The sequence below is a fragment of the Nesterenkonia lacusekhoensis genome (assembly GCF_017876395.1).
Taxonomy (GTDB): Bacteria; Actinomycetota; Actinomycetes; order Actinomycetales; family Micrococcaceae; genus Nesterenkonia; species Nesterenkonia lacusekhoensis.
In genome coordinates this window covers 131,675-153,093 of record NZ_JAGINX010000001.1, presented here as the reverse complement: position 1 = coordinate 153,093, position 21,419 = coordinate 131,675, and the positions used below count along the sequence as shown (strand labels likewise).

Here is a 21,419-nt window from a genome sequence, read left to right as displayed (position 1 = left end):
CTGTGGAGACGATTCTGCTTTTCGAGATCATGGGCACCGCCACCCTGGTGCTGCTCGGCGTCGGAGTGGTGGCCAACGCCCTGCTTCCCGGGACCAAGGGACACGGGGGCGGCTGGCTGCTGATCAACTTCGGCTGGGGCCTGGGCGTCTTCGCCGGCGTGTATGTCGCCTGGGGCTCCGGGGCCCACATCAACCCCGCAGTCACCATGGGGCTGCTGGCCTCCGGCACCGAGGAGTATGCACCGGGCATCGCGGTGAATCTGCCCAATACGCTCACCTATGTCGCAGCCCAGATGATCGGTGCCTTCCTCGGCGCGGTGCTGGCCTGGGTCGCCTATAAGAAGCACTACGACGAGGCTGAGGAGCCCGCCGCGATCCTCGGCACCTTCTCCACCGGCCCGGAGCGCCGCAGCTACGGCTGGAACACCGTCACCGAGATCATCGGCACCTACGTGCTGGTGCTGGTGGTGCTCATGCTCGGTGAGACCCCGGCCGAGCTGGGTCCGCTGGCCGTGGCCATGCTGGTGGTCGGCATCGGCGCCAGCCTGGGCGGACCCACCGGTTACGCGATCAACCCGGCCCGCGACCTCGGCCCCCGGCTGGCCCACGCCCTGCTGCCCATCCGGAACAAGGGAGAGGGCGACTGGTCCTACTCCTGGGTACCGATCGTGGGGCCGCTGGCCGGCGGCGCGCTGGCCGGCCTGACCACTCTGACCTTCCCACTTGTGAGCTGACCTGAGGAGCCTGATGACACACCCCACCCCGGACACCAAACGTCCCACTGAGAAGCAGTACGTGATGGCCATCGACCAGGGGACCACCTCGACCCGCGCGGTGATCTTCGACCACTCCGGCACGCCCGTGGGCTCTGCCCAGCGGGAGCACGAGCAGATCTTCCCGCAGGCCGGGTGGGTGGAGCATGACGCGATGGAGATCTGGCGCAACACCCGCGACATGATCAGCCTGGCGCTCTCCGACGCCTCGGTGAACAGGCATTCCCTGGTCGGGGTGGGCATCACCAACCAGCGTGAGACCACAGTGGTCTGGGATCGCCATACCGGCGTGCCCGTCTACAACGCTGTCGTCTGGCAGGACACGCGTACCCAGGCGATCTGTGATGAGCTCGCCGGCGACGCCGGTGCCGAGCGGTTCAAGGACCGCACTGGGCTGCCGCTGGCCACCTACTTCGCCGGCCCGAAGATCCGGTGGATCCTCGACAACGTCGAGGGCGCCCGGGAGCGTGCGGAGAACGGGGACCTGCTCTTCGGGACCATGGACACCTGGGTGGTATGGAACCTGACCGGAGGGACCGACGGCGGCGTCCACGTCACCGATGTCACCAACGCCTCCCGCACACTGCTGATGAACATCGACACCCTGGACTGGAACGAAGAGATCTGCGCAGAGATCGGGGTGCCGACGAGCATGCTCCCCGAGATCCGGACCTCCTCGGAGATCTATGGCTACGGCAGTCGGGAGTCCCTGCTGATCGACACGCCCATCGCCGGCATGTTGGGAGACCAGCATGCGGCCACGTTCGGGCAGGCCTGCTTCGAGCCCGGCCAGGGCAAGAACACCTACGGCACGGGCAACTTCATGCTGATGAACACCGGCGAGGACATCGTCCGCTCAGAGAACGGGCTGCTGACCACAGTCGCCTATCAGCTCTCCGGCCAGAAGCCGATCTACGCGCTGGAGGGCTCCATCGCGGTGACAGGGTCGCTGATCCAGTGGCTGCGCGACAATCTGGGGCTGATCCGTGATGCCGCCGAATCTGAGACCAAGGCCAAGAAGGTCGAGGACAACGGTGGTGCCTACATCGTCCCGGCCTTCTCCGGCCTCTTCGCCCCGTATTGGCGTCCTGATGCTCGTGGCGTGATCGTGGGCCTGACCCGGTATGTGAACCAGAACCACCTCTGTCGGGCGGCGCTGGAGTCGGTGGCGTATCAGTCCGCCGAGGTGGTCCACGCCATGACGTCAGACGCCTCTGATGAGCTCACCGAGCTCAAGGTCGACGGCGGCATGGTGGTCAACGAGACGCTGATGCAGTTCCAAGCGGATGTGCTCGGCGTCGAGGTGGTCCGGCCGAAGATCATCGAGACCACTGCTCTGGGCGCGGCCTATGCCGCCGGGCTGGCTGTGGGGTACTGGGAGTCCACTGAGGAGGTCGCAGCCAACTGGGCTGAGGACGTCCGGTGGACTCCTCAGATCGATGATGCCGAACGCCGGCGGCTGCTGCATCAGTGGTCCAAAGCCGTGGAGAAGTCCTTCGACTGGGTCGACGAGAGCTGAGCGGAGGCTCTCTCTGGTTGTTTGGGCGATGGTTTGTCGTCTGAGCGGGTTTTTCGTGCTGAGACGGCAACTCTTCGCCCAATCAACTGGCGGCGGTGACTCCTGTGGTGGCGAGGATCTTCTCGATGCTCTTGTGACAGGTGCCGCAGCCGGTTCCAGCACGGGTCTCCGCGCTGACCTGCTCCACCGTCCGGCAGCAGGTCTCGGCGGCCTCCTGCACCATGCCGGCGGTCGTCCCGGCGCAGCGGCACAGCACATCCTCCGGCCCCAGCTCAGCCTCTTGAGTGGCGTGTTCGGCCGCCAGCAGCGCTGTCCTGTCCGCCGCGGGGAGGGTCCCCCGGGAGGCGTGCATGGCCAGTTCGGCGGCCGATCGCGGCATCCCCACGGAGACGAAACCCACCAGCCGCTCCCCCGCCGAGGCGTCCCCGGAGCTGGCCGGTTCAGTCACGATCCGCAGATACTGCCCGTGCTTGGGATCCGACCAGGTGGAGACCGTCGGGGCGGTTGAGTCCCAGGGGTCGATGCTCCACGGGTCCTGAGAGGTGTCGCCGGCGCAGGCGACGTTGAGCGTCTTCGACTTCATCAGCACCACGTCCAGGCCGCAGGACTGCGCCTCCGCCGACTCAGCCGACTCTGCGGCTCCGCCGCAGGCGTCGGCTGAGGCGGCGGCGTCGACGGCGGTGCCGGTGCCGGTGCCGAACTCCACCAGTGCTCCGGAGGCGTCCCGCTCCGGCGGCGGCACCAGCCCCAGGTCCTGGCGCAGTGAGGCGGCCGCCGCCTCAGCCTGCAGCCAGCCCGGTGCGATCAGCCCGGAGGGGTCTCGCCCGTCCACCGCCGCGCAGTCCCCGACGGCGAATACATCCGCGTGGCCTTCCCTGGTTCCGGTGCTGCGGGCGTCGCCTCCGGTGACGATCCCCCACTTCACCGGAAGCCCTGCCGCCGAGGCCAGCTCGTCGCGAGGCCTGACCCCGGTGCAGGTCACCAGCAGCGACGCCGGCAGCTTCTCCCCCAGCGACGTGCGCACCGCCGTGAGCTCTCCGTCCTCAGAGATCACCGTCGTCACGTCACAGGCCGAGCGCACATCCACTCCGGCCCGCATGAGCTCACGGCGCAGCAGCATCCCGGCCTCGGCGTCGATCTGGCGCCCCATGGGCACGTTGCCGCGGTGCAGCAAGGTCACCGGCAGACCCACCTCCGCGACGGCGAGCGCGGCCTCCACGCCCAGGACGCCGCCGCCGAGCACCACAACGGGCTCCCGCCTCTCCAGCGCGCGGCGGATGCGCAGTGCGTCCTCCATGTCTCGCAGCGCGATGACACCCTCTGGGTATCCCGTGGGCCGCAGCTCCGAGTCGATGCGTCCACCGCGGCGCAGCTCCACCGACATCCGCGGCAGGATCGGTTCAGCCCCGGTGGCCAGCACCAGCTTGGTGTAGCTCAGCACACGATCGGTCAGCACGAGGGTATGGGCCGCAGCGTCGAGGGCGGTGACCTCCACTCCGAGCAGGATCTCGGCGCCTTTGGCCTGCAGGGAAGCGATGTCGTTCATGACCAGGTCTTCGGGTTCGACCCTTCCCACCGAGACGTCCCCGATGCGGATGCGCTGGTAGGCCGCCCGATCCTCCCGGCCGATGATCGTCAACCGCAGCGCCCCAGAACGGACCTCCGGCAGCAGCTCCTCTGCCAGCCGGGAGGCCACCGGGCCGAAGCCGATGATCACCACGTGCGGGGTCCCGCCGTGGGCCTGCGCGGCCTGGCCCTCTCGGAGGCTCACACTCTGACTCACTCCTGCGCTCCTTCCTTCTGCGCCCGATGCGCCCTCGGAGCGACAGCAGCTGGTGCAGCCGCGGCCTCGCCCTCGCGCGCCGGACGGATCACAGCCGGGGTGTTCTTGAACTCGGGCATCGCGCTGTGCGGGTCGGTCAGCCCACGGGTGAGCCGGTTCGCCGCACCGCTGCCCGGGAAGTGGAACGGCGCGAAGATCGTGTCCGTCCGGATGCCGTCGTCGAGCTCCACGACGCCGACCATCGAACCCTGGGCGCTCTCCACGACAGCGCGGCCGCCCTCTTCGAGCCCATGTTGGGCCGCAACCGCCGGATGCATGGTCAGCACCGCCTCGGGGTGGGCCTGCCGCAGGGCCCGAACCCGTCGGGTCTGGGTCCCCGACTGGTAGTGCTCCATGACCCGGCCGGTGGTGAAGGTCAGCTCCCCGGCCTGAGGGGCGACCTGCCGGCGCGGACGGATCGCGCCCAGCCGGGCCTTCCCGTCGGCATGGGCGAAGCGCTCCTGAAACATCCGCGAGGTGCCCACCACCGGCTCACCGGTCATCGACGCCTCGCCGGAGAGCGTGGAGGAGGGAACGGGCCAGTACGGGGCGTGGCCGGCGTCGATGAGCCCCCAGTCCAAGCCCGAATAGTCCGCGGTCGCCCCTCGGGTGGCTTCGCGGATCTCCTCGAAGACTTCGCGGGGATCCGCCGGGAACTGCGCAGGGCTGCCCAGGCGGCGGGCCAGCTCTGACCAGATCCACAGCTCTGAGCGCGGCCCGGTCTCCTCGCCGTCACCCTCAGCCTCGGCCTCATCCCGGGCGGGCCCTGACGGCGGCTCCACGACCTTCCGACGCCGGAGCACCCTGCCCTCCAGGTTGGTCATGGTCCCGTCCTCCTCCGCCCACTGCAGCACCGGCAGGACGACGTCGGCCTCCTCCGCAGTCTCAGAGAGGAAGAAGTCGGCGACCACCAGCAGGTCCAGAGCGCGCAGGTTCTCCAGGACACGGTCGGCATCGGGAGCGGAGATCGCGACGTTCGAGCCGTGGACGAACAGGGCGCTCACGCCCTTGGGAGCGCCCTGTCCATCCACGGTGCCCATCGTGTGGAGCAGCTCGGTCGCCGGTGTGCCCGGGCCGGGGATCGAAGACTCCTCCACGCCCCAGACCTGAGCGATATGCGCCCGATCCTGCGGGTCATCGATTCTGCGCATGCCCGGCAGCTGGTCCGATTTCTGCCCCATCTCTCGGCCGCCCTGGCCGTTTCCCTGACCGGTGAGCGTGCCGTAGCCGCCGCGCGGGCGCCCTCCTCCGGAGCCGACTCCCGGCAGCCCCAGCAGCAGGGCCAGGCTGATCGCCGCTCGGGCCGTGTCGGTGCCGTCACGGTGCTGCTCCACGCCGCGTCCGGTCAGAATGTAGACCGGATCCCCACCGTGCCGTGCGGCGTGGGCCGCGTGCCCCAGCCTCCGAGCCACGCTGCGGATCTGGTCCGCCCCGACGCCGGTGGCGGCCTGGGCCCGCTCGGGCCACCAGTGGGAGACCGAGCGGCGGAACTCGGCCACGCCGCTCACCCGTTCGGCGAGATAGGTCTGGTCCGCGAACCCTTCCTCGAACACCACCTGAGCCAGGGCCAACAGCAGCACCAGGTCCCCACCGGGGGCTGGGGCCACGTGCAGTCCGGCGCCGTCGGCCGTCAGCTCAGCAGTGTTCGACCGCCGCGGATCCACCACGATCAGCCCGCCCTTCTCTCGGGCACCTTCGAGGTGCTGGACGAAGGGCGGCATCGTATCGGCCACATTGGAGCCCAACAGCAGGATGGTGCAGGCCTCGTCCAGGTCGGTCAGCGGGAAGGGCATCCCTCGGTCCAGTCCGAAGACCTGCGTGGAGGCCTTCGAAGCCGAGGACATGCAGAACCGGCCGTTGTAGTCGATCTGGGAGGTGCCCAGCGCCGCACGGGCGAATTTGCCGATGGCATAGGTCTTCTCATTGGTCAGCCCGCCGGAGCCGAAGACGCCGACAGCGTCGGCGCCGCGCTGCTCTTGGATCTGGCGGACCTGGTCGACGATATGGTCCAGCGCATGGGACCACGTGGTCTCCTGCAGTGCACCGGTGCGCCGGCCGGCGGCGTCGCGGCTGCGGATCAGCGGGGCGGTGATGCGATCCCCACGGTTGACCAGCAGCTCGGCGGCGGTGTTGCCCTTGCGGCACAGCCGTCCACGGTTGGTGGGGAAGGAGGCGCCCTCGACCTCGAAGGCCGCAGCCTCCCCGGGGCGCTGCCGTACCGTCAGATTCATCGCGCACTGCAGCGCACAGTAGGGGCAGTGGGTGGTGACGGTCCTGCTGCTCTGCTGCTGGGCTGTGTGCTCAGCGGTCGGCGTCGTGCCCACGGATCCTCCTCAGACCTGCTCGCGGGCGAAGACCGTTCCCGGGCGCCGGTAGACCGCCCAGGTCAGCAGCGCCAGGCCCACGTAGACCGCGGCGAAGCACCAGAACGCGGTGTCGAAGCTGCCGGTGGCCTCGTTGGAGGCGCTGAGCACCTGTGGGATGGCGAAGCCGCCGAAGCCGCCGATCGCTCCGATGAAGCCCAGTGCGGCCGAGGCCTTGCGCTCATGACCGACCCGGCAGTCTGCGGGGACCGAGAGCCGGAAGACCAGCGGGATCATGCGGTAGCTGGAGCCGTTGGCCACCCCGGTGAGGGTGAACAGCGCCAGGAACAGCAGCAGATAGAGCCAGAAGCTGCCCAGCGGCAGGGTCAGCACGACGGCGGCGGTCACCCCGGCCATGGCCAGGAAGCTGATCACTGTGATCCTGGCTCCGCCGCCGCGGTCGGCCAGCTTGCCTCCGTAGGGACGGGCCAGGGAACCGACCAGCGGACCCATGAAGGCCAGAGACAGGGCGGCGCCCAGGACCTGGAACTCGGAGAACTCAGGGAACTCGCGACTGATCAGCGTGGGGAAGACGGATCCGAACCCCATGAAGGAGCCGAAGGTGCCGATGTAGATCAGGGCGATGATCCAGAGGTGCTTCTCCTTCAGCGCCGAGAGCGAGCCCTTCACGTCGTTCTTGGCGTGGGAGAGGTTGTGCATGTTCTTCCAGGCGCCCCACGAGGCCAGCAGGATCAGCGGAACCCACATCAGCCCGGCCGCAGGGAGGTTGGGGCCGAACTGTCCGAAGGCAAGAGCGGTGATGGCGATCGGTACGGTGAACTGCGCGACCGCGACGCCGAGGTTGCCTCCGGCGGCGTTGATGCCCAGGGCCGCGCCCTTCTCGCGGGCCGGGTAGAAGAAGGTGATGTTCGCCATCGAGGAGGCGAAGTTTCCTCCGCCGAACCCGGCGGCCGCAGCGATCAGGAACAGCACCCAGATCGGGGTCTGCGAGGACGAGAGGGCCACGGTCATCGCGATGGTGGGGATCAGCAGCAGCAGGGCTGAGACCACAGTCCAGTTTCTGCCGCCGAACATCGCCACGGTGAAGCTGTACGGGATGCGCATCGTCGCCCCGACCAGAGGCGGCAGGGAGACCAGCCAGAACTGCTGAGACGTGGTCAGATCGAACCCGGCCGCCGGCAGGAAGACCACGGTCACCGACCAGACCTGCCAGACGGCGAAGCCGAGGAACTCGCAGAACACCGACCAGATGAGGTTGGTGCGCGCCGTCGGGCGTCCCGGTCCTTCCCAGAACTCGGGGTTCTCGGGCTGCCAGTTGGTGATCCACCGGCCCTTCTCCACCACCAGCCGGTCGGTGGGCGCCTCGACGTGCCGGAGATCTGGGTGCTCTGCCTCTGTCTGCCGTACCTGTGTCTGCATGGCTCCACGGTGCCAACGCCATGTTTCCACCACGACGTAGTGGTGTTTCGTCTGTGAAAAACGAGTCTCATCCGGCCTGCACACCCCTGTGATCCGCCGTCTGCACACGAGTTGCTTGGGCGGAGAGTTGCCGTCTGGGAGCGGTTTCAGCGCTGAGACGGCAACTCTCCGCCCAAACAACTGATCCGCGCCTGAGTCCGGCCACCGGGCTCCCTAGATGTACTGACCGGACACCTAGACTGGGGAGGTATGGGCTCAGCATTCACCCTGGCGCACCTCGGACTGCTCGAGGCCTCGGGGCCGTTCGGCGGCACCCATCTGCTCCTCCTGGGACTGACCGGCGTGCTCGGCGTCGCCGTGGTGTGGGGGCTGCGGAGGATACGTGGAACCCGTGCTGAGACTCTGACGCTGCAGCTGGCCGGCTGGACGCTGCTGGCGGCTTCCGCGTTCTACGTGGTCTGGTACACGACGCCGGAGCGGTGGGTCCTCTCGGAGTCGCTGCCGCTGCACTATTCCGACATCCTGCGCTTCCTCACCGGCGTCGCGCTGATCACTCGGCGATGGTGGGCCGTGGCCATCGCCTATCTCTGGGGCCTGACCCTCAATGTCCAGGCCATGGTGACTCCGCACCACACCATGCTGGATCACGCCTCAGTGATCACGGTCTTCTACTGGGTGCTGCATATCGCGGTGCTGCTGGCCGCTGTGGGACTGATCTGGGGCTGCGGGCACCGCGTGGACTGGCGCGGGTTCGGTGTGGCCTACGGAACGGCTCTGGCCTGGGCGGCAGTGCTCGTCCCGCTCAACGCCGCTCTGGGGACCAACTACGGCTTTGTGAACGAACCGCCCGACGGCGCCTCGCTGATCGACCTGTTGGGCCCCTGGCCGACCTATCTGATCTGGCTGGTCCTGCTGGTGGGTGCGGTCTGGGCGCTGATGACCTGGCCCTGGGTCCGCGGCGGCCGCTCATGGAACGCCGGCGACGGTCCGCGGACGCCCATGACGCAGAAGACCCCCAGGCCTGGGGCCCGGGGGTCTTCTTCGAATCTGTAGCGGTGGCGGGGCTCGATCCCGCGACCTCACGATTATGAGTCGTGCGCTCTAACCAGCTGAGCTACACCGCCACGACCTGACGGTCAGAATGAGAACAGCCCGCGCCGCGCGGGGGAACTTCCTCGTCGGAAGGCCTGCGCTGCGCGGGCTTCTCATTCGGAGCCCCAAGCGGGAATCGATCCCGCGACCTCAGTCTTACCAAGACTGCGCTCTACCACTGAGCTATTGGGGCAACGGCAGATAACTCTAGCACCCTTTGAGAGCGAGGCTCAAATCGTCATCTGCCTGCCTTCGTCACCCGTGTGGATGACGGGACGAGAGACCGCTCAGCGGCCGCCGTCGAAGGACTTCTTCTTGAAACCGCCACCCTTGTGCTGGGGCTTGCCGCCGCCGTATCCGCCGCTGCGCTTACCGCGGTCCCCGGCGCGGAATCCCCCGCCGCCGGGTGCGCCGTTGTCGCGCTCGATACGGATCGGACGGCCGCCGACGTGGGTCTTGCCCAGGGCGTCCCACTGCTCGCGGGAGAGCTTCTCAGGAAGCTCCACCAGGGAGAAGGACGGCCGGATGTCGATGGTGCCGATCTCACGGGAGGACAAGCCTGCCTCGTTGGCGATGGCGCCGACGATGTGACCCGGATTCACGCCGTCCTTGCGGCCCACCTGTATCTTGTACATCGCGTTGCCCGCACCGGCCTGGCGCGGAGCACGCTCCCGGCCGCCGCGGCCGCCGTCGCGGTCTCCGCGGTCATCCTTGGAGAAGTCCCGCTGGGACTCGCGGACCAGCTGGTCATCACCCTTGTCCTCCAGCAGCAGGGGGCGACCCTCGTGCACCATGGCCACCAGAGCGGCGGCCACCTGCACCGGATCCGCACCGGGGTGCCCGGCCTCGTGCCGACCGATGAACTCCTCGATCAGCTCGCGGTACTGGCCCAGCTTCTGACCTTCGGAGCCCTCCTCCGCCAGCGTGCGGCTGATCCGCTCCGAGAAGCGGCCCAGACGGGCCTGGTTGACCTGCTCGATGCTCGGCATGGTCATCTTCTCGACCTTCTGGCGGGTGGCCCGCTCGATGTTCTTCAGCATCCGGTTCTCACGCGGTGTGACGAACAGAACAGCCTCGCCCGAACGCCCGGCACGGCCGGTGCGGCCGATGCGGTGGACGTAGGACTCGGTGTCCATGGGGATGTCGTAGTTGTAGACGTGGCTGATCCGCTCCACGTCCAGACCACGGGCGGCCACGTCGGTGGCCACCAGCACGTCGATGCGGCCCTCGCGCAGGTTCTCCACGGTCTTCTCACGCAGGTTCTGCGGGATGTCACCGTTGATCGCCGCAGCACGCAGACCCTGCTGGGTGAGCCGGGTGGCGACCTCCTCAGTGGCCGAGCGGGTGCGCACGAAGACGATGGCGGCGTCGTGCGGCTCCGTCTCCATGATGCGGGTCAGCGCCTCCAGCTTCACGGAGTGCTTGACCTGCACGAAGCGCTGGCGGATGTTGTCGCCGGTGCTGGTCTTGGTCTTCACCGAGACCTCAGCCGGATCGTTCAGGTACTGGGCCGAGATGCGGCGGATCGCACTGGGCATCGTGGCCGAGAACAGCGCGACCTGCTTCTGCTGAGGGGTCTCGGCCAGGATGCGGTCGACCTCCTCGGCGAAGCCCATGCGCAGCATCTCGTCAGCCTCGTCCAGGACCAGGTGCTTGATGCCGGAGAGGTCCAGCGAGCCCTTGGCCATGTGGTCGATGACGCGGCCGGGGGTGCCCACCACGACGTTGGCACCCTTGCGCAGTCCGTGCAACTGGGGACCGTAGGGGGAGCCGCCGTAGATCGGCAGCACAGAGATCTCCGGGATCTGCTCGGCGTAGGTGCTGAACGCCTCCGCGACCTGGATGGCCAGCTCACGGGTGGGAGCCAGCACCAGGGTCTGCGGGCCGGTGTTCTGTCCGCCCCGGGCCAGCTCGCCGGCGTCGGCGGAGCGGGCCATGTGGGACAGCGCCGGCAGGGCGAAGGCCGCGGTCTTGCCGGTGCCGGTCTGAGCGAGCCCGACGACGTCGCGACCCTCGGTCAGCAGCGGGATGGTCTCCGCCTGGATGTCGGAGGGGGTCTTGTACCCCATCTTCTCCACAGCGGCGAGGACGCGGTGGTCCAGACCGAGGGTGTCGAACGTCGGGCCCGCGGCAGCGGCGTTCTGATCAGCAGTGTTCTCAGTGGTGGATGCAGTCACAGGTGACTCCTTCTGCGGCCGGATAGGGCCGCGGTCAGGGCCGAGCACAGTGAAAGACCCCAGACAGCGCAGGATGCCTCATCCACCAGGTGCTCGAACCGCGCGCCTTTCAGGGCGCCGGTGCATGGGCACGGCAGGATGCATCAGGTGATATCGCTGATCAAGATCAGACACAGGGACTCGGCCACTTTTCGGCTCCGGAGTCGACCCGTGGAAAACACACAAACCTCAACGAGCCACAGCTCGGAGTCAGCAAGAGGATAAACGGGAGTATCCGGAGAATGCTGTTCAAGTCTACGGCATGTTCTGCGAATCCGGGACATCAGGAGACCAAGGTCACTCCTCGGGCCTGGCGAGGCCCGGTCCCTTCGCCGTCGCGACATCCCGCATAGTCGGCCCATCTCCGACGGCGATGACCTCCACGGCGTCTCCGGCGCGGATCTCACCCGGGGTCACCACCCGCAGGTAGGTGCCGGGGCGCCCGCCCTGGAGGAACCGCTTCACCCAGCGGTCCTGATCCAGCCAGCGCCCGAAGGTCGCACAGGGGATCCTCGGCCGGGTCACCTCGAGCACCACACGCTCACCGATGCGCCACCGCTCCCCCGCCGCGGCACCGTCGACGTCGAAGCCGAGCTCCTCTGCCCCGGAGATCCGCAGGTTCTCACCGAAGTGACCTGGTGGAACCTCACTCCCCAGCTGCTGAGCCCACCAGTCGGCGTCGTCGGCGCAGTAGGCGTAGACCGCCTTCTCCTCCCCGCCGTGATTCTTCCGGTCAGCCTGAATGTCCCCATGCAGCCCCAGAGTGCGGACCTTCACCGGGCCCTCGACGGGACGCTTGTCGATGGCCGTCACCCCGACAGCGCCGGGATCATCCACCAGCTGGTGGACCACACAGACGGCGTCGAGCACGCCGAGCATCCCCAGCCGCTGAGCGGCTGAGGCCAGGCAGGTGGGCGAGGCGTCAGCAGTCATGCGTCCACCCTACGAGAGATCACGCACCTCAACGCTGTCACTCCTCGACTCGGCCTGGCCTCAGATCGCTCCGAGCGCCTGCTCCACGTCATCGATCAGGTCCTCCACGTCCTCGATGCCCACCGAGAGGCGCAGCAGGTTCTCCGGCACGGCGAGCTCCGTGCCGCGCACCGAGGCGTGGGTCATCTCGTGCGGGTAGTTCATCAGTGACTCGATGCCGCCCAGGGACTCCGCCAGGATGAACAGCTGGGTGGCCTCGGCCACCTTGCGCGCGGCGGCCTCACCTCCGGCCAGCTGGATGGAGACCATGCCGCCGAACCCGCTCATCTGGCGTGCGGCCAGCTCATGACCGGGGTGGTCAGGAAGGCCCGGGTAGAGGACCTTCTCCACGGCGGAATGATCGGCGAAGTACTCGGCGATCTTCTGCGCGTTCTCGCAGTGGCGGTCCATCCGCACCCCGAGGGTCTTCAGCCCGCGAGTGGTCAGGTAGGCATCCAACGGCCCGGAGACCGCCCCGACGGCGAACTGCTGGAAGGCGACCTTCTCGGCCAGCTCCTGGGCACCCTGCCCGAGGACCACGGCACCGCCGACGACGTCGGAGTGGCCGCCGATGTACTTGGTGGTGGAGTGGACCACCACGTCGGCACCCAACTGAAGCGGACGCTGCAGGTAGGGGGTGGCGAAGGTGTTGTCGACCACCAGCAGAGCGTCGTTGGCGTGGGCGATCTCTGCCAGTGCGGCGATGTCTGTCACAGCCATCAGCGGGTTCGACGGTGTCTCCACCCAGAGCAGAGTGGCGTCGGAGGCCTCCATCTCGGCGGCCACACGGTCGAGGTCGTTGAGGTTCAGCGGCGTGTTGGCGATCCCCCAGTCCCCGTGGATGCGGGAGATCAGCCGGTAGGAGCCGCCGTAGGCGTCATTGCCCATCACGATCCGCTGGCCCGGTCGCATCAGCCCGCGGATCACCGCATCCTCAGCCGCCAGGCCGGAGCCGAAGCTGAAGGCGTGGGCGCCGCCCTCCAGCGCTGCCAGCTGCTCCTGCAGGGCAGTGCGCGTGGGGTTGCCTGCCCGGCCGTAGTCATAGCCGTTGCGCAGATTGCCGATGCCGTCAGGGGCGTAGGTGGTGGAGAAGTGCAGGGGCGGGACCACCGCACCGTAGACCTCATCCACGTCCTGGCCGGTGTGGATGGCGTGGGTGGAGAAACCGGGGTTCTTCTGGGACATCAGTTCTCTTCCTTCTCTGCGCCGTTCAGGCTGGTCTCAGCACCGGAGAGGTGGGCCAGCAGGTCGTTGCGGGTCAGCACCCCGACGATGTCGCCGTCGCGGGCCACCAGCAGCGTGGGGTTCTTCCGCAGCTTCTCGAGGATCTGCGGCACCGTCTCCGTGATCCCGGCCAGCGGCAGCTCGGCGCTGAGATGCTCCGCCACCTGCTCCTCCGGATGGGCCTTGCCCACGATGATGGCATCGGAGAGACCCTCGACGTCGACGATCCCGTAGACCTCCCCGATCCGCGCCACCCGGCCGGGCTGGTCGATCACCGGGACGATGTCGATGCCGTAGCGGTTCATGACGGAGACCGCCTCACGCAGAGTGGTCGTGCGCGGGATGGAGATGACCTCGGGCAGCGCGGCGCCGTACTCGGAGTCGCTGAACAGGTCTTTCTTGGCGCCGAGCAGATCGGCCGCCGTCGTGGTCTCCGGGCTCTGCGGGCCGGTCCCCGGAGCGTGCGGCTGGGCCTCAGCCGCGGCTGCGATGACGCCGTCGCGCACGGCCGCGGAGACCTCTTCAGTGGTCCTGACGCTGATCTCAGTGCCGGTGGAGGTGGAGACGACCTCGCCGAAGCCGTGGTCGATCATCCACTGGTCGTTGAAGATCTTGGCCAGATAGCCGCGTCCGGAGTCGGGCAGCACGGCCACGATGACGTCGTCGGGTCCCAGGCCTTCGGCGACCTTCAGCGCCGCGGCCACCGCCGTGCCGGAGGAGCCGCCCACCAGCAGACCCTCCTCAGTGGCCAGGCGGCGGGCCATGGCGAAGGACTCGGCGTCGGTGATGGCGTAGTGATCATCGGGCACCGAAGGGTCATAGTTCTTGACCCACACGTCCTCGCCCACGCCTTCGACGAAGTAGGGGCGCCCTTCGCCTCCTGAATAGATGGAGCCGTCCGGGTCTGCCACGACCACGCGGACCGGGCCGAGCTCGCGGTCGGCGGAGACCTCTTTGAGGTAGTGGCCCGTCCCGGAGACGGTGCCGCCGGTGCCCGCACCGACCACGAGATGGGTGATCTTTCCCTCAGTGTCCTCCCAGATCTCCGGACCGGTGGTCTCGTAGTGGGAGGCGGGAGCGCCCGGGTTGGAGAACTGGTCCGGCTTATAGCCGCCCTCGATCTCCTCGGCCAGCTGGTCGGAGATCCCGTAGTAGCTCAGCGGGGAATCGGCGGACACACCGGTGGGTCCCACGACGACGTCGGCGCCGTAGGCGCGCAGCACGTCCCGCTTCTCCTGGGCGACCTTGGGCACGGTGATGAAGACGCTGCGGTAGCCCTTCTGCTGGGCCACCAGGGCCAGGCCCACGCCGGTGTTGCCCGAGGTGGGCTCGACGACCACTCCTCCGGGTTTGAGCTCACCGGCCTTCTCCGCATCTTCGATCATCTTCAGCGCGATGCGGTCCTTGATGGAGCCGCCCGGGTTCAGATACTCGAGTTTGACCAGGACAGTGGCTTCGATTCCTTCGGTCACCCGGTTCAGCTTCACCAGCGGAGTGCGGCCGATCAGGTCGACGACGGAGTGGGCGTATTTCATGTCCCCCAGGCTACCGCCGGGCGCAGGCCCCGCCGAGCGCCGATGTCTTCTGGGGACACAGTGTTGTGGAGACACAGTGTTGTGGAGACACAGTCTTGAAAGCACACATCGCTGCTCCGGCTGAGCGACAGCAGAACCGATCGCGGACCGGAGTAGGGTGGGCGCGATGCATCTGGCACAGACGGTGGTGGACCTGGGCGCGGCCTATGACCTGCCGCGCAGCCTCGGGATCGTCCAGCGCGGCCATGGGGATCCGGCCCTACGCGTGGACCCGGGTGAGCACCGGGGCGGCCCGGGCGGGACCCCCGGCGCCGGGGCATGGATGTGCTTCCGGATCTCTCGCCGCGCCGAGCCTCTGGGCTCTGTCACGCTGCGCCTGGACCAGGTCAGCGCCAGCGAGATCCGTGTCCGCGCGCTGGGCAGCACGGAAGAGGCCGCCTCCGCCGCGATCGAGCGCGCCCCGCGACTGCTGGGGGCTGAGGATGACTGGTCAGCCTTCGATGCTCTGCTGGAGACGCTCGGAGACGATTCCGCTGCGGCGCTGGCGCGGGTGCGTCGCCGCCATCCAGGCCTGCGGCTGCCGGCGACGGGTCAGCTCTTCGACCAGCTCATCACCGTGATCCTGGAGCAGAAGGTCACTCATGATCAGGCGCGGCACGGCTGGCGGAACCTGCTGAAGACCTTTGGGGAGCGTCCGCCGTCGTCGGCTGAGCTCCAGGCCCCCGAGTGGATGCGGCTGCCGCTGACTGCGGGCGAGCTGCGCGGCGTCCCGTCCTGGAGCTGGCACCAGCTCTGGGTGCAGCCGCCGCTCTCGGCGACGATCCAGCGGGTGGCCGGGCGCGCCGCGGCGATCCACCGGCTCGCTGAGACGCCGATGGACCTGGAGTCCGTCGCCGGGTTGGCCGCTCAGCTGACCTCGATCCCAGGGGTCGGCGAATGGACCGCCGCGGAGGCGCTGCAGCGCTCCCACGGGGCAGCGGATCTGCCCGCCGTCGGGGACTGGCATCTGCCGCATCTGGTGGGAGAGGCGCTCTCCGGGCGCAGAACGGACGACGCCGGCATGCTGCGGCTGCTGGAGCCCTACCGTCCGCACCGGCACCGGGTGATCCGGCTGCTGCGGGTCAGCGGCTATCGGCAGCAGCGGTTCGGGCCGATGCTGGCCCCCGCGGACCACCGGCGGCGCTGAACCGAGGCGCGCTGCCGCATCGGCGTCCCCGCTTCAGGGACATCAGGGGCTCTCAGCGACCGTTTTCGGGCATAGATATCCCTGAAAAATAGATATCCCTGAAAAGGGGACCCCGATGAAGGGGCGGGAAGCGCTCAGGACTCCTGAGCGTCGCCCTCGCCCTGCTCAGCGACCTGCTTATGGACCTCTTCCATGTCCAGGCCCTTCACTGCGGTGATGACCTCGTTGAGCTGATCGGCGTTCAGCGCGCCGGGCTGGGAGAAGACGAGCACCTTCTCGCGGAAGGCCATCAGAGTGGGGATGGAGGAGATGTTCGCCGCCGCGGCCAGCTCCTGCTCGGCCTCCGTGTCCACCTTGGCGAAGGTCACATCGGGGTGCTGCTCCGAGACCTCTTCGTAGATGGGGGCGAACTGCTTGCAGGGTCCGCACCAGTCAGCCCAGAAGTCGATGAGCAGAATGTCGTTGTCCTCCAGCGTCTGCTGGAACTCTGCTGTGGTCAGGTCTTTGGTAGCCATGGCGGCCACGATACGCCAGAGAGATGTCAGCGCACTTCACAGAACCCGAATACGCCCCGGGCGAAAGCCTGGATCGGCGCGATCAGCGCCCGACGCCGGCCGCGCCAGCGGGTTGCCGCTGCGCCGCCACCGGACCGTTACCGGAGCACTGCCGGGCCGGATCACCCCGCCCTCTTCCGCTGACCAGGCCGATTTCGGCGAATCTCGGGAAAAGCTCGGGGCGATCTGGGCCAGAGGGCACCGACAAGCAGAGCGCCCAGACGGACAGCCTGCCCAGACAGCAAGAAGGGCGGCCCCGATATCGGAGCCGCCCTTCTCGTCTCGGTGGCGGATGAGGGATTCGAACCCCCGTAGGCAATGCCAGCTGATTTACAGTCAGCCCCCTTTGGCCGCTCGGGTAATCCGCCGAGTTCCAGCACCCCACCGCGGCGAGGCACCCCACAACTTTAGCGAAGACATGGACGATCGTCGAATCGGCGCCCGCGCCGCAAAGCAGTAGGCTGACAGACACCACTGCCGTCTTCGCCCGCCCAGAATTTGGAGTCCTCCCGTGGCTGATATCGAGGCCGAAGCACTCGCCCAACAGCTCAGCGAGCGCTCCCCTGCCGGGATCGCCGAGCAGATCCGCCGCATGGTCGCTTCAGGCGACCTCAGCGCAGGCATGCGCCTACCCACTGTCCGCGACGTCGCCCAGGAGATCGGGGTCAGCGTGGGCACCATCGCCCAGGCCTGGGGCATCCTCCGTGAGGAGAACGTGGTGGAGACCCGCCGCCGCGGCGGGACTCGGATCCTGGACGCGGAGCAGCGACGAGCGCGCAGCTTCGGCGGCTGGGCCTCGGTGGATCTGCTCATGCACAGCCCCGACGCCGCACTGTTCCCTCCGCTGGCCGACGCGGCGGCCAAAGCCCTGAACCATCAGGACTTCAACCGCTGGAGCCGCGAGAACATCACAGCAGATCTGCAGAAGGTCGCCCAGCAGGCATGGCCCTACCAGCCCGAGGCGTGGACTGCGGCCGGCGGCGGCACCGAAGGACTCTGGATGGCGGTCAGCGCCGCAGTCCCTGCCGGTGAGGCCGTCGCTGTGGAGGTGCCCGCCGCCCCCGGTGTGCTGGACATCCTCCGCGACGCCGGTCTGACTCCGCTGGGCGTGGGCACCGACGAGTCCGGCCCGCTGCCTGCGGATCTGCAGACCGCGCTCGAGGCTGGAGCCCGCGCCTTCCTGCATTGCCCCGACGGCGCGTTCGCCGACCGCCATACGCTCACCGCAGAGCGTGCCGAGCAGCTGCGCGCAGTGTTGGCCGACTCCTCCGCGGCGGTGATCGAAGATGACCCGCTGGGCCCGCTCTCCGCCGCCGACCCGGCGTCGCTGGCTGCCCTGCTTCCGGAGCGCTCCCTGCGGGTGAGCGCCTATTGCCGCGCCTTCGGCGTGGACCTGCGCACTGCCGTGATCGGTGGCGCCAAACACCTGGTGGACGCGGCTGCGCTCAGCCGCACCGGCGGGCTGGGCTCCGACAGCCGCCTGCTCCAGCAGATCATCGTCTCGGCGATGAAGGATTTCCGCACCCCCCGGCGCTTGGAGCTGGCCCGCGAACGCTACACCCTCCGACGCCGGCTGGCTCTGGACAGCTTCGCCGCGGCTGGGCTGACCGCCCGCAGCGCCGCAGGCAGCTGGTCCCTCTGGGTGGAGGTCCCCGAGGAGCAGACGGCGGCACTGGCCCTGAGCAGCCGGGGAGTGATCGTCGGCGTCGGGTCCGCCGCCTACACCGAGGCTCCGCCGAAGGGACTGCTGCGGCTCTCCGTCGCGCAGCTTCCTGAGGACGCGGCAAAGCTCGACGAGCTGGCTCAGCTCATCGCCCAGGCCGCCGAGGGGACGCTGCGGACCGCGCCGGTCTAGACGCCTGGCCTCGGGGGCGGAGCTTCACCCTCTGTCCCTCAGGAAGCGGGCGATCCGCTGCACCGCAGGTCAGCGGCGACCCGACTCACGAGCCGCGTCATACGCGTTCATCATCACGGCCCCTGACGGAGACGGTCTGGGAAGACCTGCCCGGATGTAGGAAGATGGAGGGATGGCCCGCATATACTCAAACCCCACCGAACTGGTCGGCAACACTCCGCTGCTGGATGTCACCGCTGCTGTCCCGGGAGCCCGGGCCACAGTGCTGGCCAAGCTGGAGTTCTACAACCCCGCCTCCAACGTGAAGGACCGCACGGCGCTGTCGATCGTGCAGACGGCGGCCGCTGAGGGGAAGCTGCCTCCCGGGGGCACCATCGTGGAGGCCTCCAGCGGCAACACCGGCATCGCCCTGGCCTGGGTGGGCGCCGCGCTGGGCTACAAGGTGATCATCGCGATGCCTGATGACGCGTCAGTGGAGCGCCGCTCGCTGCTCGAGGCCCTGGGCGCCGACGTGGTGCTGACCCCGGGCAGAGATGCGATGGCCGGAGCCAACCAGAGGGCCGGACAGATCGTGGAGGAGACTCCCGGAGCATTTTTGGCCGGGCAGGGTGGCAATCCCGCCAACCCGAAGGTCCATCGTGAGACCACCGGCCCGGAGATCTGGCGCGACACCGACGGGCAGCTGGACTTCTACGTGGCGACCACAGGAACCGGCGGCACGCTGACCGGCGCCGGCGAATACCTGAAGTCCCAGAACCCTGACGTGCAGGTGGTCGCCGTCGAGCCGGCCGAGGCTCCGGTGCTGCGCAACGGCGGCGAGGGATTCAACCCCCACCTGATCCAGGGGATCATCGGCGGCAACGGGGTCCCGCCGGTGCTGGACCTGGAACTGGCCGACGACATCCTCGACGTCCCCGGTGCCGAGGCCTACCGCGTAGCGCGGGAGCTCGCCGGCTCCATGGGGCTGCTGGTGGGCATCTCCTCCGGTGCGGCCCTGCATGCCGCCGGTCAGCTGGCGGTGCGCCCGGAGAACGAGGGCAAGACCATCGTGACCGTCTTCGCCGACAGCGGCGAGCGCTACCTGTCCACCGGCCTCTACAGCGGCAGGATCCCGACCGCGGGTGAAGCAGTGTGACGCTGATGGTTCCGCAGCCTGCCCCAGCGGGGTAGCCTGGAGAGGCGCTGAGATCAGCGCATGCACCCATCCAGAGCGGCTGAGAGATCTGGCTCGACGACGCCGCAGCAACCCGGGGACTCTGTTCTGCCGGGTGCTACCGCCAGGGGATCTTCACGGATCCGACGATGGAAAGGACTCATCATGTCGCGGACTGACACTCTCTTCTCCCAGATCTCCTCTGAGACGGACACCTTCCTGGCGCTTGCGGCCTCTGCGCTGCCGCCGATCCCCGGGGCACGCCTGGAGCGCCGTGCCGCCGAGGACCCGCAGGACCCGGAGTGTCGGATGCTCCCCGCATGAGAGCTGACTGACCACTGGTGACCTGACAGCAGCAGGGTGCGCGTGAGCCGCGCTCAGCCCAGCAGACGCTGTGAGGCCAAGGCCGCGCCCTGGCCCAGGGACTCCAGCTTGGCGAAGGCGATGTCCGGGTGGAGACGCCCGCCCAGCCCGCAGTCGGTGCCGGCCTGGACGTTCTCCGCACCCACCCGCTCAGCGAAGCGAGTCAGACGTTGGGCGACCAGCTCCGGATGCTCCACCACGTTGGTGGCGTGGGAGACCACTCCCGGAACGATGACCTTGCCTTCAGGAAGCTTCAGGTCATCCCAGACGGTGTACTCGTGCTCGTGGCGGACGTTGCCGGCCTCGAAGGTGAAGTACTTCGCATCCGCACCCAGGCACAGGTCTGCGATGTGGCGGAACTCCAGGTCCGTGGTGTGCGGCCCGTGCCAGGAGCCCCAGCAGATGTGGAGCCGGACCAGTTCGGGGTCGATGTCGCGCAGGGCGTAGTTCAGCGCCTCGATCCGCAGCTGGGTGAACCTCCGGTAGTCCTCCACCGAGGGCTCCGGGGTGATCTGGTCCCAGTTCTCGGCCAGGCAGGGGTCGTCGAGCTGCAGGATCAGGCCGGCGTCGGTGATGGCCTTGTACTCGTTGCGCAGCACCTCGGCCCAGGCGTAGAGATGCTCCTCCTCACTGGCGTAGTGCGAATTGGGCACACGTGCCCCGGAGCCGGGAGCGATGGAGGTCAGGAACCCCTGCTCGACCCCGGCCGCCTCCAAGCCCTTCTTGAGGTTGGCGATATCGGTCTCCACTGCGTCCTGACCGCGCCAGGTCAGCTCACCGGTGGTGGCCGGGAACGGCACGGCGTGCTCGCCAGTGGGCGAGTCCCCGGTGTAGAAGTCCCGGAACCTCACCCAGTCGCGGCGGTTGAGCATATTCGTCAGCTTCAGGTCCCCCGGGGAGGACTCCTGGTGGGGCCAGGTGAAGAGGTTCTCGCCGGTCACCTCCAGACCGCCCACCCTCTGGAAGATGTAGGACCACCAGGCGCCGTAGTCCACGGCCGATGACATCGCCTTGCCGAATTCGCCGTCGCCCGGCAGTGTCACACCGAGCTCCGCCTGGCGCTGGACCAGATCGACCACGGCGTCGGTGAGCAGTGCGTCGAACTCCGGGGTCCGTTTCAGGGTGAACCCGTCATCCTCGAGTTCGCGGGCCGCGTTGGCGGCGATCAGCTCGGGCGTCCGGGGAAGGGACCCCGCGGTGCTGACGAGGATCTGTTCCTCTGGGTTCAGAGACTGCGGCATGCGCACTGTGTCCTTTCAGGTGCACGGAGGAGATCATCCGTGAAGCCCGGCGGGACGACGCCGACGCCGCCCCTCCCGGCCGCGGACAGTCCCCACCGAGGGAGGGAGGGTCAGAGTCCGCAGCGGTGCCCATGACAGGCGCGAGGCTTCGCATGCTCACTGCGCCTCTGA

At 68.4% G+C, this 21,419-nt stretch carries 16 protein-coding genes, 3 tRNA genes and 1 riboswitch; of the genes, 7 read left to right on the top strand and 12 right to left on the bottom strand.

Annotated elements, in window-relative coordinates; translation table 11 throughout:
- The first annotated feature begins 2 nt into the window (after positions 1-2).
- On the top strand, positions 3-734 hold the full coding sequence (locus tag JOF45_RS00735) for an MIP/aquaporin family protein (RefSeq protein ID WP_210047338.1): 732 nt from the start codon (positions 3-5) through the stop codon (positions 732-734).
- Between the two features lie 13 nt (positions 735-747).
- On the top strand, positions 748-2,292 hold the full coding sequence (glpK, locus tag JOF45_RS00730; RefSeq protein ID WP_210047337.1) for a glycerol kinase GlpK: 1,545 nt from the start codon (positions 748-750) through the stop codon (positions 2,290-2,292).
- An 82-nt stretch (positions 2,293-2,374) separates the two neighbouring features.
- Here glpK and JOF45_RS13560 read toward each other — a convergent pair whose 3' ends face one another.
- Genes JOF45_RS13560 through JOF45_RS00715 form a run of 3 tightly spaced genes read right to left on the bottom strand, consistent with a single transcriptional unit; the run spans position 2,375 to position 7,857 of the window.
- Positions 2,375-4,075, bottom strand: a complete 1,701-nt coding sequence (locus JOF45_RS13560; protein WP_210047336.1) for an FAD-dependent oxidoreductase — start codon at positions 4,073-4,075, stop codon at positions 2,375-2,377.
- Positions 4,072-6,438 carry a molybdopterin oxidoreductase family protein gene (locus tag JOF45_RS00720; RefSeq protein WP_342591352.1) on the bottom strand — a complete coding sequence of 789 codons (2,367 nt, stop codon included), beginning with the start codon at positions 6,436-6,438 and terminating at the stop codon, positions 4,072-4,074. The genes JOF45_RS13560 and JOF45_RS00720 overlap by 4 nt, the downstream gene beginning before the upstream one ends.
- Before the next feature lie 9 nt (positions 6,439-6,447).
- Positions 6,448-7,857 carry an MFS transporter gene (locus JOF45_RS00715; protein WP_210047335.1) on the bottom strand — a complete coding sequence of 470 codons (1,410 nt, stop codon included), beginning with the start codon at positions 7,855-7,857 and terminating at the stop codon, positions 6,448-6,450.
- A 249-nt stretch (positions 7,858-8,106) separates the two neighbouring features.
- On the opposite strand from JOF45_RS00715, the gene JOF45_RS00710 reads away from it, so the two are divergent.
- Positions 8,107-8,910 (top strand): YwaF family protein, encoded by an 804-nt coding sequence (locus JOF45_RS00710; protein ID WP_210047334.1) that lies wholly within the window; start codon positions 8,107-8,109, stop codon positions 8,908-8,910.
- Here the strand turns inward: JOF45_RS00710 and JOF45_RS00705 are convergent.
- The 6 genes from JOF45_RS00705 to JOF45_RS00680 all read right to left on the bottom strand — a co-directional run bounded on the left by JOF45_RS00705 (position 8,908) and on the right by JOF45_RS00680 (position 14,896).
- Positions 8,908-8,981, bottom strand: a tRNA-Met gene (locus JOF45_RS00705). The genes JOF45_RS00710 and JOF45_RS00705 overlap by 3 nt on opposite strands.
- Before the next feature lie 89 nt (positions 8,982-9,070).
- Positions 9,071-9,142, bottom strand: a tRNA-Thr gene (locus tag JOF45_RS00700).
- Positions 9,143-9,236: 94 nt separating this feature from the next.
- Positions 9,237-11,126 carry a DEAD/DEAH box helicase gene (locus JOF45_RS00695; RefSeq protein ID WP_342591351.1) on the bottom strand — a complete coding sequence of 630 codons (1,890 nt, stop codon included), beginning with the start codon at positions 11,124-11,126 and terminating at the stop codon, positions 9,237-9,239.
- Between the two features lie 336 nt (positions 11,127-11,462).
- Positions 11,463-12,044: an MOSC domain-containing protein gene (locus JOF45_RS00690; protein WP_210051147.1), complete on the bottom strand. Its 582-nt coding sequence runs from the start codon at positions 12,042-12,044 to the stop codon at positions 11,463-11,465.
- A 114-nt stretch (positions 12,045-12,158) separates the two neighbouring features.
- Entirely contained in the window at positions 12,159-13,322 is a 1,164-nt protein-coding gene (locus JOF45_RS00685) for a cystathionine gamma-synthase (RefSeq protein WP_378578559.1), read from the bottom strand.
- Complete coding sequence (locus JOF45_RS00680; RefSeq protein WP_210047333.1) at positions 13,322-14,896, bottom strand: pyridoxal-phosphate dependent enzyme; 1,575 nt, start codon at positions 14,894-14,896, stop codon at positions 13,322-13,324. Before JOF45_RS00680 ends, JOF45_RS00685 begins: the two co-directional genes overlap by 1 nt.
- 166 nt (positions 14,897-15,062) lie before the next feature.
- On the opposite strand from JOF45_RS00680, the gene JOF45_RS00675 reads away from it, so the two are divergent.
- The gene (locus JOF45_RS00675) at positions 15,063-16,082 is read left to right on the top strand and encodes a DNA-3-methyladenine glycosylase family protein (protein WP_210047332.1); all 1,020 of its coding nucleotides are present in this window, start codon (positions 15,063-15,065) and stop codon (positions 16,080-16,082) included.
- A gap of 134 nt (positions 16,083-16,216) precedes the next feature.
- Here the strand turns inward: JOF45_RS00675 and trxA are convergent, their stop codons facing one another.
- Positions 16,217-16,597 carry a thioredoxin gene (gene trxA / locus JOF45_RS00670; RefSeq protein WP_210047331.1) on the bottom strand — a complete coding sequence of 127 codons (381 nt, stop codon included), beginning with the start codon at positions 16,595-16,597 and terminating at the stop codon, positions 16,217-16,219.
- A gap of 325 nt (positions 16,598-16,922) precedes the next feature.
- Positions 16,923-17,004 (bottom strand) — tRNA-Tyr (locus tag JOF45_RS00665).
- A 143-nt stretch (positions 17,005-17,147) separates the two neighbouring features.
- On the opposite strand from JOF45_RS00665, the gene JOF45_RS00660 reads away from it, so the two are divergent.
- The 3 genes from JOF45_RS00660 to JOF45_RS00650 all read left to right on the top strand — a co-directional run bounded on the left by JOF45_RS00660 (position 17,148) and on the right by JOF45_RS00650 (position 19,968).
- The gene (locus JOF45_RS00660) at positions 17,148-18,491 is read left to right on the top strand and encodes an aminotransferase class I/II-fold pyridoxal phosphate-dependent enzyme (protein WP_210047330.1); all 1,344 of its coding nucleotides are present in this window, start codon (positions 17,148-17,150) and stop codon (positions 18,489-18,491) included.
- Positions 18,492-18,663: 172 nt separating this feature from the next.
- A complete protein-coding gene (cysK, locus tag JOF45_RS00655) occupies positions 18,664-19,626 on the top strand; it encodes a cysteine synthase A (protein ID WP_210047329.1) in 963 nt (320 codons plus the stop codon).
- Between the two features lie 63 nt (positions 19,627-19,689).
- Positions 19,690-19,800, top strand: a riboswitch (SAM riboswitch).
- A gap of 9 nt (positions 19,801-19,809) precedes the next feature.
- Complete coding sequence (locus JOF45_RS00650) at positions 19,810-19,968, top strand: hypothetical protein (protein WP_210047328.1); 159 nt, start codon at positions 19,810-19,812, stop codon at positions 19,966-19,968.
- A 53-nt stretch (positions 19,969-20,021) separates the two neighbouring features.
- Here the strand turns inward: JOF45_RS00650 and JOF45_RS00645 are convergent, their stop codons facing one another.
- Positions 20,022-21,248 (bottom strand): cobalamin-independent methionine synthase II family protein, encoded by a 1,227-nt coding sequence (locus JOF45_RS00645; RefSeq protein ID WP_210047327.1) that lies wholly within the window; start codon positions 21,246-21,248, stop codon positions 20,022-20,024.
- Positions 21,249-21,419 lie beyond the last annotated feature (171 nt).